This is a genomic window from Aromatoleum evansii (genome assembly GCF_012910805.1).
GTDB classification, from domain to species: domain Bacteria; phylum Pseudomonadota; class Gammaproteobacteria; order Burkholderiales; family Rhodocyclaceae; genus Aromatoleum; species Aromatoleum evansii.
Map to the genome: position 1 here is coordinate 1 of NZ_WTVK01000034.1, position 15,345 is coordinate 15,345.

At 69.9% G+C, this 15,345-nt stretch carries 17 protein-coding genes and 1 pseudogene; 4 read left to right on the forward strand and 14 right to left on the reverse strand.

Annotated features, from left to right (window positions below; genetic code table 11):
* Nucleotides 1–341 (reverse strand): annotated as a pseudogene (locus GO615_RS17180) (DUF3108 domain-containing protein); the annotation flags it as partial.
* Between the two features lie 86 nt (nucleotides 342–427).
* A complete protein-coding gene (locus GO615_RS17185) occupies nucleotides 428–1,399 on the reverse strand; it encodes a LysR family transcriptional regulator (RefSeq protein ID WP_169130270.1) in 972 nt (323 codons plus the stop codon).
* Between the two features lie 135 nt (nucleotides 1,400–1,534).
* On the opposite strand from GO615_RS17185, the gene GO615_RS17190 reads away from it, so the two are divergent.
* Complete coding sequence (locus GO615_RS17190; protein ID WP_169130272.1) at nucleotides 1,535–2,173, forward strand: NAD(P)-dependent oxidoreductase; 639 nt, start codon at nucleotides 1,535–1,537, stop codon at nucleotides 2,171–2,173.
* Here GO615_RS17190 and GO615_RS17195 read toward each other — a convergent pair.
* The 6 genes from GO615_RS17195 to GO615_RS17220 all read right to left on the reverse strand — a co-directional run bounded on the left by GO615_RS17195 (nucleotide 2,167) and on the right by GO615_RS17220 (nucleotide 7,476).
* Nucleotides 2,167–3,996 carry an ankyrin repeat domain-containing protein gene (locus GO615_RS17195; protein ID WP_169130275.1) on the reverse strand — a complete coding sequence of 610 codons (1,830 nt, stop codon included), beginning with the start codon at nucleotides 3,994–3,996 and terminating at the stop codon, nucleotides 2,167–2,169. The genes GO615_RS17190 and GO615_RS17195 overlap by 7 nt on opposite strands.
* An 83-nt stretch (nucleotides 3,997–4,079) precedes the next feature.
* The gene (locus tag GO615_RS17200) at nucleotides 4,080–4,346 is read right to left on the reverse strand and encodes a MoaD/ThiS family protein (RefSeq protein ID WP_169130277.1); all 267 of its coding nucleotides are present in this window, start codon (nucleotides 4,344–4,346) and stop codon (nucleotides 4,080–4,082) included.
* 79 nt (nucleotides 4,347–4,425) lie between these two features.
* Nucleotides 4,426–5,547, reverse strand: coding sequence for a beta propeller repeat protein (locus tag GO615_RS17205; protein ID WP_169130279.1), 1,122 nt, complete (start codon nucleotides 5,545–5,547; stop codon nucleotides 4,426–4,428).
* A gap of 156 nt (nucleotides 5,548–5,703) precedes the next feature.
* Nucleotides 5,704–5,988: a hypothetical protein gene (locus GO615_RS17210; protein WP_169130281.1), complete on the reverse strand. Its 285-nt coding sequence runs from the start codon at nucleotides 5,986–5,988 to the stop codon at nucleotides 5,704–5,706.
* 281 nt (nucleotides 5,989–6,269) lie between these two features.
* Nucleotides 6,270–6,707, reverse strand: a complete 438-nt coding sequence (locus GO615_RS17215; protein WP_169130283.1) for a universal stress protein — start codon at nucleotides 6,705–6,707, stop codon at nucleotides 6,270–6,272.
* 22 nt (nucleotides 6,708–6,729) lie between these two features.
* Nucleotides 6,730–7,476 (reverse strand): TerC family protein, encoded by a 747-nt coding sequence (locus GO615_RS17220; RefSeq protein ID WP_339380064.1) that lies wholly within the window; start codon nucleotides 7,474–7,476, stop codon nucleotides 6,730–6,732.
* 232 nt (nucleotides 7,477–7,708) lie between these two features.
* Here GO615_RS17220 and GO615_RS17225 point away from each other — a divergent pair, with 232 nt between their 5' ends.
* The gene (locus GO615_RS17225) at nucleotides 7,709–9,121 is read left to right on the forward strand and encodes an aminotransferase-like domain-containing protein (protein WP_169130285.1); all 1,413 of its coding nucleotides are present in this window, start codon (nucleotides 7,709–7,711) and stop codon (nucleotides 9,119–9,121) included.
* On the opposite strand, the gene GO615_RS17230 is transcribed toward GO615_RS17225, so the two are convergent.
* Nucleotides 9,116–9,424 (reverse strand): hypothetical protein, encoded by a 309-nt coding sequence (locus tag GO615_RS17230; RefSeq protein ID WP_169130287.1) that lies wholly within the window; start codon nucleotides 9,422–9,424, stop codon nucleotides 9,116–9,118. The genes GO615_RS17225 and GO615_RS17230 overlap by 6 nt on opposite strands.
* Before the next feature lie 3 nt (nucleotides 9,425–9,427).
* Complete coding sequence (locus GO615_RS17235) at nucleotides 9,428–10,030, reverse strand: cytochrome c oxidase subunit 3 family protein (RefSeq protein WP_169130289.1); 603 nt, start codon at nucleotides 10,028–10,030, stop codon at nucleotides 9,428–9,430.
* Between the two features lie 240 nt (nucleotides 10,031–10,270).
* Here GO615_RS17235 and ccoG point away from each other — a divergent pair, with 240 nt between their 5' ends.
* Together ccoG and GO615_RS17245 are read left to right on the forward strand one after the other, a co-directional pair.
* Nucleotides 10,271–11,656 carry a cytochrome c oxidase accessory protein CcoG gene (gene ccoG, locus GO615_RS17240; RefSeq protein ID WP_169130291.1) on the forward strand — a complete coding sequence of 462 codons (1,386 nt, stop codon included), beginning with the start codon at nucleotides 10,271–10,273 and terminating at the stop codon, nucleotides 11,654–11,656.
* A gap of 72 nt (nucleotides 11,657–11,728) precedes the next feature.
* Nucleotides 11,729–12,046 (forward strand): DnaJ family domain-containing protein, encoded by a 318-nt coding sequence (locus GO615_RS17245; RefSeq protein WP_169130294.1) that lies wholly within the window; start codon nucleotides 11,729–11,731, stop codon nucleotides 12,044–12,046.
* A 190-nt stretch (nucleotides 12,047–12,236) separates the two neighbouring features.
* Here GO615_RS17245 and GO615_RS17250 read toward each other — a convergent pair whose 3' ends face one another.
* The 4 genes from GO615_RS17250 to GO615_RS17265 are packed head-to-tail and all read right to left on the reverse strand — an operon-like array spanning nucleotide 12,237 to nucleotide 15,329.
* Entirely contained in the window at nucleotides 12,237–13,034 is a 798-nt protein-coding gene (locus GO615_RS17250) for an ABC transporter permease (RefSeq protein ID WP_169130296.1), read from the reverse strand.
* A 13-nt stretch (nucleotides 13,035–13,047) separates the two neighbouring features.
* The gene (locus GO615_RS17255; protein ID WP_339380065.1) at nucleotides 13,048–14,037 is read right to left on the reverse strand and encodes an ATP-binding cassette domain-containing protein; all 990 of its coding nucleotides are present in this window, start codon (nucleotides 14,035–14,037) and stop codon (nucleotides 13,048–13,050) included.
* Nucleotides 14,038–14,041: 4 nt separating this feature from the next.
* Entirely contained in the window at nucleotides 14,042–14,653 is a 612-nt protein-coding gene (locus GO615_RS17260) for a glutathione S-transferase (protein WP_169130298.1), read from the reverse strand.
* 28 nt (nucleotides 14,654–14,681) lie between these two features.
* Complete coding sequence (locus GO615_RS17265) at nucleotides 14,682–15,329, reverse strand: alpha/beta hydrolase (protein ID WP_169130301.1); 648 nt, start codon at nucleotides 15,327–15,329, stop codon at nucleotides 14,682–14,684.
* Nucleotides 15,330–15,345 lie beyond the last annotated feature (16 nt).

Here is a 15,345-nt window from a genome sequence, read left to right on the forward strand (position 1 = left end):
GGCTCGGGGACGGGCGGCGGTTCGGCGGCGGCGACGGGGTCCGGTGCCGGTTCGGGCTGCGCGACGGGTTGGTCGGTGATGTTCGCCTGCGCCGTCTTCGGCTCCGCCGGGGGGCGCGGTTTCTTCTTCACCGGCGGAGGCGGGGGGGGCGGCGCTTCGCTGACCGCGATCTGCGGTGCAGTGCGCACCAGCGTCACGTCGAGGCGTTGCAGTTCGGGCAGGGGCTGCAGGTCGACCTGCGGGCCGATCAGCACCGCGAGATGCAGCGCGAGCGACAGCGCGATGCCCAGCATCAGCGGGCGTGACAGCATGGGAGAGGAGGCGGGCTTCGGTTCGGTCATGGATGTCTGCCCGCCGCGGATTGATGCCGTGAGCATTGATACGGCGGGCGGGCGCCATTCTAGCGTGAGTTCGCCCGGCGTGCCGGTCAGGATGGGCGGGCAGCGCCGTCCTTCGCGGACTCTGCAGCCGGACGCGTGCCGAAGCATTGCTCGATGCGCTGCTGCAGGCTGCGGCGGTAGAAGTCGACGAACTTGCGGGCGTGCGCGGGCTGGTGCCGGCCCGGTGCGTAGACCGCGTAGAGGCCGCCGCCGGGGGGCGTCCAGGCGGGCAGCAGGCGCACGAGCCGGCCGCTCTCGACGGCCGGCCTGGCGCTGAACTGGTCGAGCGCCGAGATCCCGGCGCCGCCTTCGAGCAGGGCGCGCAGCGCGGCTGCGGAGTCGGCGCGCAGGTGGCCGCGGGTGCGCACGCTGCAGATTTGTCCGTCGGCATGCGTGAAGCTCCAGGTCAGCGGCGTCGGCAACAGCGTCAGCGCGACCCATTCGTGGCGCGCGAGCTCCTCGGGGTGCTGCGGTTGGCCGGCGCGCGCGAGATAGTCCGGGGAGGCGACGATGTACTGCGCGAAGTCGGCGAGCTTGAGGGCGCGCATCGACGAGTCGCGCAGCCAACCCATGCGGAAGCTCACGTCCAGCCCCTCCTCGACGAGATCGACGACCTGGTCGCTGGTGCGCAGTTCGATGTGCAGCTGCGGGTGCTGCGCGGCGAACTCGGAGACGGCGCGGCCGAGGGACTGTACCGCGTGATCGACGGTGCAGCCGATGCGCAGCGTCCCGCTCAACTCCGCGGACGGGCTGCCAAGCTGAACGAGGGCTTCCTCGATGCCGCGCAGCCGCGGCACGCATTCGGCGTACAGGGTGTGGCCGGCCTCGGTGAGGGCGACGCGACGCGTGGTGCGGCTGAGCAGGCTGATGCCGAGCTGCGTCTCGAGGCGGCCGATCTCGATGCTGACCTTGGCCTTGGCGATGCCCAGGCGATCGGCCGCGGCGGTGAAGCCGCCGGCTTCGGCAACGGCGGCGAAGATCTGCAATCCGTTGAGGTCGATGCGGTCGGCGATGCCCATATCTGGCCGTTGTCTTTGAATTGAAAACAGTGAATTCTGAACTGAACTGTTTTTGAAAACAATGCGCAATGTGAAGATGGCGCCGTTGCAGACAGCGACCCATCCACCCCCCATCGCTTGAATCAGGTGACATTCATGAACATCGCTCTCATCGGCGCATCCGGCTATGTCGGTTCGGCCCTGCTGAAGGAAGCCCTCGCGCGCGGCCACCGCGTCACGGCCCTCGTCTCCAATCCCGCGAAGCTGGCGGCGCAACCCGGACTCGAAGCCGTCAAGACCGACGTGCTCGACGGCGCGGCACTCGCATCCCGCCTGCAGGGCCACGACGCCGTCGTGAGCGCCTTCAGCGGCCACGCGCAGGCGGACGTGCGTGGCTACTACGTGCAAGGCATGCGCTCGATCATCGCCGCGGCCAGGCAGGCGCGCGTGCCGCGGCTGCTGGTCGTCGGCGGTGCGGGCAGCCTCGAGGTGGCGCCGGGCGTGCAGCTCGTCGACACGCCCGGGTTCCCGGCGCAGTGGAAGGGCACGGCCGAAGGCGCGCGCGATGCGCTGCAGCTGTTGCGCGCCGAGCCGGAGCTCGCGTGGACGATGCTGAGCCCCGCGGCCCATCTGGAGCCGGGCGAGCGCACCGGGCGCTTCCGCCTGGGCTCCGACCAGCTGCTCGTCGACGCGCAGGGGGTAAGCCGCATCTCGCTCGCGGACTACGCGGTGGCGATGATCGACGAGCTGGAACGCCCCGCGCACGCGCGGCAGCGCTTCTCGGTCGCTTACTGATCGCCTGCGGCACGCACGGGCGGGGCGCCCAGGGTGCGCAACACGCGGTTGTAGCCGCCCTTTGCGGCCAGGCTGGCAGCGCTTTCGCCGTCCTCGTTGAGGACGCGTGCATTGGCGCCCCGCGCGAGCAGCGCGCGTACGTAGTCGTCGTTGCCGACCTGCGCGGCGACCATCAGCGCGGTCCAGCCGTTCTTCGTCGTGGCATTGACGGCGGCGCCGCGCTCCAGCAGAAGGGGCAGCACGTCGTTCCTGCTGCCGGCGGCGCGGATCAATGGCGTCGAGCCGGAATCGCTCCTTGCGTCGAGTTCGGCGCCGGCGTCGAGCAGGCGGCGTGCGATCGCCATTTGTGCGTCGCCATAGCCGCCGGCGGCCGCCATCAGCGCGGTTTCGCCGCGGCCGTTGCGTGCGCCGATCGCGGCGTCCCTGGCGAGCAGGGCGTCGACGACTGCGGCCTGGCCACCCGTTGCGGCAACCATCAGGGCCGATTGCCCGTCGATGCCGCTCCGGTCGGCGCTTGCGGCGTTCACGTCGGCGCCTCTCTCGATCAGGAACAGGGCCAGCTCGGGCGCCGGCTTGTGCAGCGCGAGCAGCAGCGGCGTGGGCTGCCAGTCCGACATCGAGCGCGTGCGTGCTTCGAGTTGTGCCCCCTCGTCGAGCAGGAGCTGCACGAGTTCGAGCTGGTGCTCGAGGTCCTTGCCCTCCTGGCGGCTCGCATAGACCGCGCGGTGCAACGGCAGCCATCCATCCGGCTTGTCGGGGTTGGGGTTCGCGCCGCGCGCGAGCAGCTCGCGTGCGGCGTCGAGTTTGAGCGCGCCGGCGGCGTAGCCCAGGGCCGTGTCGCCGCCGTCTTCCCGGTAATCGACCGCGGCACCCAGGTCGAGCAGGCGCTTCAGCACCGCGAGATCGGTGTCGGCCGCAGCAACCATCGCGCGGTTGATCGCCTCGCGCGAGGGCTGTTGCGCGAGCAGCAGCTCCAGCACCTCGGCGCGGCCGGCGCCGGCGGCCCAGGGAAGGGCACGATTGACGTCCGCGCCGTGCTTCACCAGCAGCTTCACGAGCGCGACATGACCGGCCCGTGCCGCACGCATCAGCGCCGTCACATTGACCGCGTTCGCGTCGACGCTGTCGACCGGCATGCCGGCGCGCAGGTAGAGCGCGACGGCGTCGGCGTCATTCTTTTCGGCGAGCTCGACGAAGGTCGCGGGATCCCAGGCGAGGCCCATCTGGTTGATGCGAACGCGCACCTTGTCGGGCGTGTCGACGACCAGCGGGTAGGCCCACAGGCCGGCGAGGAGTGCAGCGGCGAGCGCGACGGCCGCCTGCAGCGGGCGTTGGCGCAGGATGCGGAACAGCTTGTGGCGCCAGCCCGGCGCGAGGATGCGGATGAGCTCGGCGAGGTCGCGGTCGAAGCTCGCGTTGCGGATCTCGAAGGCGTTGCGCTGCGCGAGCGGTGCGAGCCCCCCGGGCAGATCCTGCGCACGCGGCATCTCGGCGTCTTCCAGCAGTACCGGAATCACGCGCATGCCGCGCCTGAGTGCGCTGACGATCTCGGTGCGGACGAAATCCTTGTCGTCGGCGAGGCGCCAGTGCCCCGCGTCGTCGGTCGCGGTGAGCCACTGCTTGCCGATCAGCACCAGCAGCACGTCGGCTTGTTCGATCTTGCGGCGGATCGCCTCGACGAAATCCTCGCCGGCGGGAATGGCGTCGACGTCGCGGAACACGCGCTCCCGGCCGAACTGTTCGACGAGACGGTCGAAGATGCGGCCGGCGTCGCCGCTGGCGTCGTCCCGTCGGTAGCTGATGAAGATCACCGGACTCGCCATCGCTTCGCCCCCGTCTGTGCACGCGCCTGCACCGGTCGGGGCGGCGGCCCGATGCGACCGGGATCTGCCCGACAGCAGGCAACCTATCCGCCGCTCAACGCGCCGACAATGAGGAGTTCGTCACCGTCGGCGAGTGCGCACGACAGCGCGAGCGCGGGTTCGCGGTTGATGAAAAAGCGCACGTGCGGACGGATCGCGCCGTGTTCGTCGACGACGCGAAAGCGCAGGCCGGGATGGCGGCAGTCGAGCTCGTCGAGCACCTCGCCCAGCGTCGTCCCCTCGGCAGTGAGCTGCGACTGGCCGCCGGTGTAGCTGTAGAGCTGGCCGGGGACGACGACGCGGACGCTCACTGTACGACCCTCCTGTCGCTGCGCTCCACCCTCCCCAAGGGAGGAAGGGCGCCCCCTTCGGACGGACGGGCGGGGGCGCTCATGGCGCGGGCGCGGCGAACTCGACGGAGAAGATCTCCGGCAGGTGCTCGGCGAGGGGGAGCCAGGTGTCGCCCTCGTCGTGGCTGCCCCACAGTTCGCCGCTGGTGGTGCCGAAATACAGGCCGAGCGGGTGGCCGGCGTCGGCGCAGAAGGCCTGGCGCTTCACCGTCCACCATGCGTGGCCGCGCGGCAGGCCGTTGTCCTGACGCTCCCAGCTCTCGCCGCCGTCGCGGCTGCGATACACCGCCGGCTTGCCGCCGGGCGAGGTGCGCGGCCAATTCTCGGTGCCGTCCATCGGGAACACCCACAGCGTGTCGGGGTCGCGCGGATGGAGCACGATGGGGAAGCCGATGTCGCCGACCTCCGTCGGCATCGCGCGGCCGATGCGCTGCCAGCGGTCGCCGGGACGGTCGAGGCGGTAGATGCCGCAGTGGTTCTGCTGGTACAGGCGGTCCGGCTTGAGCGGATGCAGCGCGACGCGGTGCGGATCGTGGCCCACGTCGGCATCGGGGTCGGGCAGGAAGTCGGCGGCGATGCCGCGGTTGAGTGCACGCCAGTTCGCCCCGGCGTCGGTGCTCTCGAAGGTGCCGCCCGAGGACAGCGACACGTACAGGTGGCGCGCATCGCGCGGGTCGATGCAGATCGAATGGAGCGGCGGGCCGCCCGGAATCGGGCCGATGACCTCGCGCAGGTTGGGCAGGAGCTCGTGGTTGAAGCCCGGCACTTCCTGCCAGGTGTCGCCGCCATCCTCCGAGCGGAAGAGGCCCGGCGGCACCGTGCCGGCATACCACACGCCCGGCTCGGAGGCGTGGCCCGGGGCGAGCCAGAAGACGATATCCACGCTCGTCGCCTTGGGGTCGGCAGAGGGTGCGAAGGCGGGAGGCTTGCTGGCCTCCTGCCAGTGTTCGCCCAGGTCGGTCGAGCGGAACACCGTCGGGCCGAGATGCCCCGGGCGGGTGCCCAGCAGCAGCGTCCTGTGGTCGCGCGGGTCGAGCACCATGTGGTGCACCGCCGAGCCGAGAAAATGCGGGCCGGTGAGGCGCCACTCGCGCCGCCCGGCGTCGCTGTGCAGGAGGAACGCACCCTTGCGCGTTCCGATCAGCAATACGATCTGGTCCATGCGCTCGCCCTCCTCGGATTTTTCAGGATAGTCGCTGGGGAAGGCGAAACAAGCACGATGGCGTCAGGGGCATCGCGCCTGCCGGCCTCGTGCGTGCGGCGCAAACGAAAAGCCGGCTCGGTGGCCGGCTCCTGTGGGGGCGGGCGGCGCGCGCCCTTACTTGGCGGCCTTCATGTCGGCCTGGCACTTCTTCATGAAGGAGTTCTTCGCCGCGCCGGCGAGCGGCTTGCCATTCTTGTCGAGGGCCTTCGCCGAGCACTCGGTATTCACGGCGTCGGCGTGGCACTTCTTCATGAAGGACGATTTGGCGGCGCCGACGAGCGGCTTGCCGTTCTTGTCGACGGCCTTGGATTCGCACATCGAATCGCCGGCGGGGGCCTGCGCGAAGGCGGTGCCGGCGACGAACAGGCTGGCGAGGACTGCGGTGATCAAGCGGGACATGCGGGTATCTCCTTGTTGTACGGGGTACGTCGCACGGCGCGTATGCGTCCTCCCGTCGGCGGCGTTCCGTGGCGGTTGTGTCGAGAGCTGCGGTCATGCACCTGCGTGCGTCAATATAACGCGCAAGTACCCGATGTGGGTGACATCGGTTGCGGGCGATCGCCGCGTGGGGTGCCCTGCCGTGCCGGGAAACGGACCGGGCCGCCGTGCGGTGGAAGGCCTGCCGCGGAAAATCGTGCGGCATGGCGTGTGCCCGCCGCCTGCGGTGAACAGGCTGCGGATCAGGCAGGCGGGAGCGGCTTCACCAGCGTCACGGGTACCGGTGAACGCTCCAGCACGGCGTGGGCGACGGAGCCGAGCAGCGCCTGCAGCAGTGCGCCGCGCCCGTGCGTGCCCATGACGATCTTGTCGAAGCGGTGCTCGGTCGCGTAACGGACGATGGTGTCGGCGACGTGGCCGACCGCGATGTGGTGGGTGTAGGGCAGCCCGGCCGCGTCGAGCGCCGCCCGTGCGGTGGCCAGCGCGGCGAGGCCTTCCTCGCGGTGCCAGGTCTCGAGATCGTCGTGGCTGACGAAGCTGCGGGCGTGGCCGTCGATGGGAATCTGCACGTTGAGCAGGTGGAGGTCCAGTTCGCCGCTCAGCGCGCGCAGCTTCATCAGGTGGTCGAGCACGCGGTTGGCGTTCTCCGAGCCGTCGAGGGGGACGAGCACCTTGAGCATCACGATCTCCTTGTCTGCACGGTCAGTGGCGTCGGGCGCCGTTGTCGCCGGTCTCCTCGACCGCGAGTTCGACGAGCGGGGCCGCTGGGCCCGCCTGGCGCTTCGCGAGCCAGGCGCCCACGGCGACGACGAGCAGCGCGCCCGCGACCGAGGTCACATAGTGCAGCCAGCCGGGCAGGTGCTCGACATACGGCTTCACCACCACGTCGCCGACCAGCATGCCACCGGCGATCCAGCCGAGCAACGCGGCGCCCAGCGTGATGACCATCGGGAAGCGGTCCATCAGCTTGAGCACGAACTTGCTGCCCCACACGATGATGGGGATGCTCACGACGATGCCGAAGACCACGAGGCCGAGGTCGCCCTTGGCCGCGCCGGCGACCGCGATCACGTTGTCCAGGCTCATCACCGCGTCGGCGATGACGATGGTCTTGATCGCGCCGAGGAGATGCGTGGAGCCTTCGATGCTGCCGTGTTCGTCTTCGTCCTCCGGCTGCATCAGCTTCACGCCGATCCACAGCAGCAGCAGCGCGCCGACGACCTTCAGGAAGGGCAGCGCGAGGAGTTGCAGCGCGAAGAAGATCAGCACGATGCGCAGCGCGATCGCGCCGACCACGCCCCACGCGATGCCCTTGTTGCGCTGGTGTTCGGGCAGCTTGCGGCACGCCAGCGCGATCACGACCGCGTTGTCGCCGCCGAGCAGGATGTCGATCGCGATGATCTGCAGCACCGAGATCCAGAAGGTGCCAGTCATCATTGTTTCGAGCACGGCTCGTCTCCTTTCTAACCATGAATGGTGGCGCAGGGCGCACATTGTCGCCAAGAACGGCATCGCGCGACAGGGGGCGGTACCGAGGCGGGTGGGCGGGTAATGTGGCAGCCTTGTGGGAGCGGCTTCAGCCGCGAATGGGCGGTGCCGCACTCGTCGCGGCCCATTCGCGGCTGAAGCCGCTCCCACACGAAGCCGCTCCCACGATGTTTGCCCCTGCTAACATCGCCTCATGAGCCGCTACCAGGACCTCGCCGAGCAGACGGAAAAACTCATCATCGACGGCGTGCTGCGCGCCGGCGACCGGCTGCCGTCGGTGCGCCAGGCCTGCCGCACGCACAAGCTCAGCCCGATCACCGTCACGCAGGCCTACTACCTGCTGGAAGGACGCGGCCTGATCGAGGCAAGGCCGAAGTCGGGCTACTTCGTGCGCGCCCGGCTCGGCCGCAACCTGCCCGAACCGGACATGACGCGCCCGGTCGGCGGCTCGACGCAGCTCGAGGTGAGCGACTTCATCTTCCAGATCCTCGACAGCGTGCGCGATCCCGGCATCGTGCCGCTGGGTTCGAGCTTCCCCAGCCCCTACCTGTATCCGCTAGACAAGCTCGGACGCTTCCTCGCGCATGCGGCGCGCCGGCTCGATCCGCTCGCGACCGTGACCGACCTGCCGCCGGGCAACGAGGAGCTGCGCCGGCAGCTCGCGCTACGCTATCTCGCGCACGGCGCGCCGGTGTCGCCGCAGGAGATCGTGATCACCTCGGGCGCGATGGAGGCGCTCAACCTGTGCCTGCAGGCGGTCACGCGCCCCGGCGACCTGATCGCGATCGAGTCGCCGACCTTCTACGCCGGGCTGCAGGCGAGCGAGCGGCTGGGGCTCAAGGTCATCGAGATCCCGACCCACCCGCGTGAGGGCGTGAGCCTGCCGGCACTGGAGGACGCGCTGCGCCACCATCCGGTGAAGGCCTGTCTCTTCATGCTGAACTTCGCCAACCCGACCGGCAGCCTCGTGCCGGATGAGCGCCGCAAGGATCTGATCGAACTCCTGCGCCGCTTCGAGGTGCCGCTGATCGAGGACGACGTCTATGCCGAGCTGTACTTCGGCCGGCAGGCGCCGCTGTGCACCAAAGCGGTGGATGCCGACGGCCTGGTGATGCACGTGTCCTCGTTCTCGAAGTGCCTCGCGCCCGGCTACCGCGTCGGCTGGGTCGCGGCGGGGCGCTACGCCGACCGCATCCAGCGCCTGAAGCTCGCGACCAGCCTCGCGACGACGGTGCCGGTGCAGATCGCGCTGGCGGACTACCTGAAACAGGGCGGCTACGAGAACCACCTGCGCCAGTTGCGGCGCAAGCTGGCGGAACAGGAGGTCGCGCTGATCGCCGCGATCGAGCGGCATTTCCCGCCCGGCACGCGGCTCGCTCGGCCGCAGGGCGGCTACTTCGTGTGGCTGGAGCTGCCGCGCCAGGTCGACACCCTGCTACTGCACCAGCAGGCGCTCGCGCACGGCATCAGCATCGCGCCGGGGCCGATCTTTTCCGCCAAGCGCGAGTTCGGCCACTGGCTGCGGCTCAACTTCGGCCATCCCGACTCGGAGCGCCAGCAGGCGGCGATGGTCACCCTCGGTCGCCTGATTGCGCGCCAGCTATAGCGTCGCCCAGCGCGCGAACTCGCGGCCGAAGAACGCGATCAGCACCAGCGCGAGCGGCGCGAAGGCGACGAAGACCTTCAGCACGCGGCGGATGAAGGGGTGGGCGAGCTCGGCTTCGATGAAGCGCTGCGCGACCAGCATGCCCTTGGCCCATACGATGGCCGCGACCACCACCGGCAGCCATGCCGCGCCGTGGAACCACTGGCCGAGGCCGAGGCTCACGAGCGTCAGTGCGACGAGGATCAGCCAGGCGGCGGTCAGCGGGGCGAGCGCGGTGGCGGGTTTCCGTTCGGTCGGGCGCATGGGTCAGGCCAGCACGTAGAAGAAGGGGAAGAGGACCAGCCAGATGATGTCGGTGGCGTGCCAGTAGCTCGCCAGCGCCTCCAGCCCGCCGTGCTCCTCGGCCGAGTACGCGCCGGCGATGTGGCGCGCGAGCACCCACAGCATGCCGAGGATGCCCCAGCTCGCATGCACCAGATGGTTGATCGTCAGGTAGTAGTAGACGGTGAAGAAGATGCCCGCCTCGCCGTCGATGCCGTGCGCGAGGTTCCAGCGGATCTCGAGGAACTTCGCCACCGGATAGCCCAGCGCGACGACCAGCCCCGCGACCAGCCACCACAGCGAGCGCCGGCGCTGGCCGGCGCGCATCGTCACGACCGAGGCGGCGATGAAGAAGCTGCTGGTCACCATCAGCAGCGTGATGACGGTGCCGGAGATGCGCGACAGGCGCTCCGAGCCGTGCTCGAAGGCCTCGGGGAAATGCGCGCGGGCGACGAAATAGACGATGAAGAGCACCGCGAACTCGACGAACTCGCAGGTGATGCCCACCCAGATGCCGGAGTTGCCGGGAACCCGCCCCGCCGCCGCGACCTGCTGCGGCGGGGGAGCGGGGAGTGCGATCGTCGTCATGGCCGTGCGCCCATTGTGCAATTCGCCCATTCTGGTCCGCTCTCCCTCCCGATCACAGACACAGCCGAACGGGTTTCCGATCGGCACAGTTGCGCTCGGGGTCACGCTGTCGCGCGAAATCTGTTCCTGTTTGAAATGTGATTCTCTGCAACTGTTCCTGTCGGATGCCCGATGATGTACTCGCCTCCGGCGTCGACCAGGGGAATTGTCCCCCGGGTACGCATGCGGAGGAAGGCAGGAATGGGCAAGTCCGTCAGCAAGGTTCGCGAGGCGAAGCTGGAGCTGTACCGCAGGAAGGGAAAGATCCACGCGCGCGCCGTCGCGGGGCGCTTCAACGCGCTGCGCTGGGCCATCGTGTGGCTCACGCAGTTCGTCTTCTACGGCGGCTGCTGGCTGACGTGGGAGAGTAACGGCATTGCGCGGCAGGCCGTGCTTTTCGACATCGCGCACGAGAAGTTCTACCTCTTCGGCCTCGTGCTGTGGCCGCAGGACGCGCTGCTGCTCGCGCTGGCGCTGATCCTTGCGGCGACCGCGCTGTTCCTCGTCACTGCGCTCGCCGGGCGCCTGTTCTGCGGCTTCGCCTGTCCGCAGACGGTGTATACGACGATCTTCACGTGGATCGAGGCGAAGGTCGAGGGCGACCACCTCGACCGCCTGAGGCTCGACCAGGGGCCGACGAGCGCGCGCAAGCTGATGCTCAAGGGCGCGAAGCACAGTCTGTGGCTGCTGATCGCGGCATGGACGGCGATCACCTTCGTCGGCTACTTCACGCCCATCCGCGAACTGCTGCCGGCGCTTGCCGTGGGCGACACCGGTCCGTGGGAGGGCTTCTGGCTCGTCTTCTACGGCCTGTTCACCTACGTGCAGGCGGGCTTCGCGCGCGAGGCCGTGTGCCAGCACATGTGCCCGTACTCGCGCTTCCAGGGCGTGATGTTCGACCGCAACACCGCGACCGTCAGCTACGACATCCGGCGCGGCGAGCCGCGGCAGGCGCGCGGCGGGGCCGGCGGGGGGGACTGCATCGACTGCGGCATCTGCGTTGAAGTGTGCCCGACCGGCATCGACATCCGCGACGGCCTGCAACTCGGCTGCATCAACTGCGGCCTGTGCATCGACGCCTGCGACACGGTGATGACGCGCGTCGGCAAGCCGATCGGCCTGATCCGCTTCGCCTCCGAGCGCGAACTGGCGGGGCCGGCGTCCGCGGCCCGCGGCGGGCGCCCGCGCCTCGCCGTGTATGGCGGCCTGCTGCTGGCGGTCGTCGCGCTCGGCGCGTGGTCGCTGGGCCAGCGCTCGCTGTTGCAGGTCGACGTGCTGCGCGACCGCGGCGCCTTGCTGCGCGAGACGCCGGCCGGACGGATCGAGAACGCCTACACGCTGAAGCTGAAGAATCTCGATGACGCACCGCGCGAGTTCGTCGTCGAGGTCAGCGGCGTGCCGGGCATCGAACTGGTCGGGGAGCGCGCGTTCGCGGTCGCGGCGGGCAGCGTGCGCCCGGTGTCGCTGACCCTGTCCGCGCCCGGCGACACGGCGCTGTCGGGCGTGCGGCCGATCACCTTCCGCGTCGCGGCCGCGCAAGACGCAGCGGCAAGCGTGGTGGAACCGAGCAGCTTCATCCTGCCCTGAGCGTGCGCCCCGATCGGCTATGATCGCAGGAAGCGCCCACCGTGCGGCGGGCACGACAGCCGGGCGGTCACCGTGTCCTCGATCTTCGACATCCTTGCCGAGCAGCGCATCGCAGACGCGATCAAGCGCGGCGAGCTCGACCACTTGCCGGGGGCGGGCAAGCCCCTCGTGTTCGACGACGAGCCCTTCCAGTCACCCGAGCAGAGGATGGCCAACCGCATCCTCAAGAACGCCGGCTTCGTGCCGCAGGAGGTGCTGCTGCGACGCGAGATCGCATCCTTGCGCGGGCAACTCGCGGACGCCGACAGCGATCAGGACCGGGAGAGTCTGCGGCGGCGCATGGCGCGCCTCGCGGCGACGCTGGCCGTAATGCGGCGCGGCGAGGCATGAGGAACGTCCGTTCCGGCGGAGGGGCGATGCAGGTCGCGGACCCGCTCGGCCATCACGAGGCCGGGCAATCGCACAAACCCGTGTAGGGCGGGACGAGCGTAGCGTATCCCGCCAATCCAGGCGTTCGAATCCGCCCGATCGTCGTGTGGCGGGATACGCCTTCGGCTCCTCCCGCCCTACGATCCGGGCGTCAGCCCAGCAGGCGCCGCCGTGTCAGCCCCAGCGCGACCCAGAAGCCGGCGATGCCGTAGGCCGCGAGCACGGCCAGATGCAGCAGGATGTCGTCGGGCAGCTTCCCCAGCAGCAGCGGGCGCGCGAGCTCGACCGCGTGCGCGAGCGGCAGCAGCGAGGCGGCGAACTGCACTGCCGCGGGGAGCTGGTCGGCGGGGAAGAACACGCCCGAGAGCAGCGTCATCGGCGTGATGAAGAGGGTGAAGTAGTACATGAAGAAGTCGTAGCTCGGCGCGATCGCCGTGATCACCAATCCGACCGCGCCGAAGCTGAGCCCGATGAGGAAGATCAGCGGCAGCAGCCACAGCACGTAGCGGCTGTCGACGAGGCCGAACACGGCGATCACGACGAGGATCGCGATGCCCGACAGCAGCGCCTTGGAGGCCGCCCACACCAGCTCCGCGAACACGATGTCGTCGAGCTCCACGGGCGCGTTCATGATCGCGTCCCAGGTTCGCTGCACGTGCATGCGCGAGAAGGACGAGTACAACACCTCGAAGGACGCGCTGTTCATCGTCGACGAGCACACCATGCCCGCGGCGAGGAAGCTGATGTAGGACACGCCGCCGATCTCGGGCACCAGCATGCCGATGCCGAAGCCCAGGCCGAAGAGGTAGATCATCGGGTCGGCGAGGTTGCCCAGCACCGAGGGCAGCGCGAGCTTGCGCCACACGAGGAAGTTGCGCTGCCACACCGGCACGAAGCGGCGCGACAGGCGCGGGGTGCGGAAGGTCGAGCGGAGGCTGGTGGTTGCCATCGGTGCAGTCTTCTCAGTCGCGCAGGTCGCGGCCGGTGAGCTTGAGGAACACGTCCTCGAGGTTCGCCGGCCGGCGCAGGTAGCGCAGGCCCGGCTGCTCCGCGAGGTGGGCCATCAGCGGCGCCGCGTCGTCGAGGTAGCAGAAGGCGGTCTCGCCGCTCACCTCGTAGCGGCGCGCGAAGGCCCCCGCGTGCGCCTCGGCCCAGGCCTGCGCGCCGCTGATGCCGCTGCGGCTCTCGCGCCCGGCGCCGTTCCAGTCGCCATACACCTCGACCACCTGTGCCTCGATCTGCGCCGCGATCACCTCGCGCGGGCTGCCTTCGGTGAGGATGCGTCCACCGTCGAGGATCGCGAGGCGGTCGGCGAGGCGCTCGGCCTCGTCCATGAAATGCGTCGTCAGCAGCACCGTCGTGCCGTTGCGGATGAGCTGCTTGAGGCGTTCCCAGATGAGGTGGCGCGCCTGCGGGTCGAGGCCGGTGGTCGGTTCGTCGAGGATCAGCAGCTCGGGGCGGTTCACCAGCGCGCGCGCGAGCGTCAGGCGCCGCTTCATGCCGCCCGACAGCGACTGGATGCGCGCGTCGCGCTTGCTTTCCAGGCCGGCGAAGGCGAGCAACTCGGGGATGCGCGCGGTGATGGTCGCGTCGTCGAGGCCGAAATAGCGGCCGTAGACGAGCAGGTTCTCGGCGCAGGTGAAGTCCGGGTCTAGGTTGTCCTGCTGCGGCACGACGCCGACGCGCATGCGCGCCTCGCGCGCGCGCTCGGACACCGGCAGGCCGGCGAGGAGGATCTCGCCGCCAGAGGGGCGGGTGAGGCCCAGCGCGCAGCGCAGCGTGGTGGTCTTGCCCGCGCCGTTGGGGCCCAGCAGCGTGTAGCACTCGCCCGCGCGCAGGCGGATGTCGATGCCTGCGACGACCTCGTTGTCGCCATAACGCTTGCGCAGCCCGCGGATCTCCAGCGGGCTCGCGCGTGCAAGATCGCGGATCGCGGCGGGGACGTCCGTCACGGCCTCAGCCGACGGGCGGCTTCGTCGCGGTGAAGCTCGGGCGCGCGAACATGCGCCGTGCCAGCCCCGCGAGCGCCGGATGCTCGCGCCGCCATTCGTGCTGCGGGAAGCGCAGGTCGAGGTAGCCCAGCGCGACGGCGACGGCGATGTCGCCCAGGCTCATGCCGTTACCGTACATCCAGTCGCGGCCGCTGGCGCGTGCCTCGAGGGCATCGAGCGCGCGGTCGACCTTGTCGATCTGGCGGTCGATCTCGGGCTCGCTGCGCAGGCCTTCGGGGCGGCGCGATTCGAGCAGGGCGAGCACCGCGGCGTCGGTCACGCCGTCGGCGAGCGACTCGATCTGGCGCACGCGCACGCGCTCGAGCGGGTCGGCAGGCAGCAGTTTCGGACCGGCGTCGAGCGTCTCGAGGTAGCCGGCGATCACCGGCGAATCGAAGAAGATCTCGCCCGCGTCGGTTTCCAGCGCCGGCACCTTGCCGAGCGGGTTCACGCTCGGGACGCGCGTGTTCGCCTCCCACGGCGAATCGACGATGAGTTCGCAGGGCAGGGACTTTTCCGCGAGGATGATGCGGACCTTGCGCGCGTAGGGACTGGTCAGCGAGGCGAAGAGCTTCATGGCATTCTCCGGTGAAGGCGCCGGCCGCTTACAGCGGCGCCCAGTTGCGCAGGATGATGTCGCGGATGAGGGTGAGGCGGGCGTGGAAGAAGTGGTCCGCGCCGGGCACGACGACGACGGGCAGGTTCTGCGGCCGCGCCCAGTCGAGCACGTTCGCGAGCGACACGGTCTCGTCCTCCTCGCCGTGGATCACCAGCGTGTCCTTCGGCACGGGGCCGGTCGTGTAGCTGCGCGCGCCGCTCACCTCGCCGGCGGCGGTGCCGACCAGCACGATGCGGTGCGCGGGCGTCATGCCGTCGGCGAGCCGCGCGGTCACCCGCGTCTGCACGTGGGCGCCGAAGGAGAAACCGCCCAGCGCGAGCGGCAGCGTGCCCCAGCGCGACTGCATCCACGCGATCACCGAGAGCATGTCCTCGGTCTCGGCGTTGCCGTGATCGTGCTCGCCCTCGCTCTTGCCGACGCCGCGGAAGTTCGGGCGCACGACCGCGTAGCCCAGTTCGCGCAGCGTGCGCGCGAGCGTGTGCACGATCTTGTTGGTGTTGGTGCCGCCGAACAGCGGATGCGGGTGGCACACCAGCGCGATGCCGCGCACCGTCTCGGGGGTGTCGATCAGCGCCTCGATGGCGCCGTCGCGTCCGCGCAGCAGGACGCTCTCGGGGGGCTGCGGCCGGCTCATCTGAGCACCCTCGCGC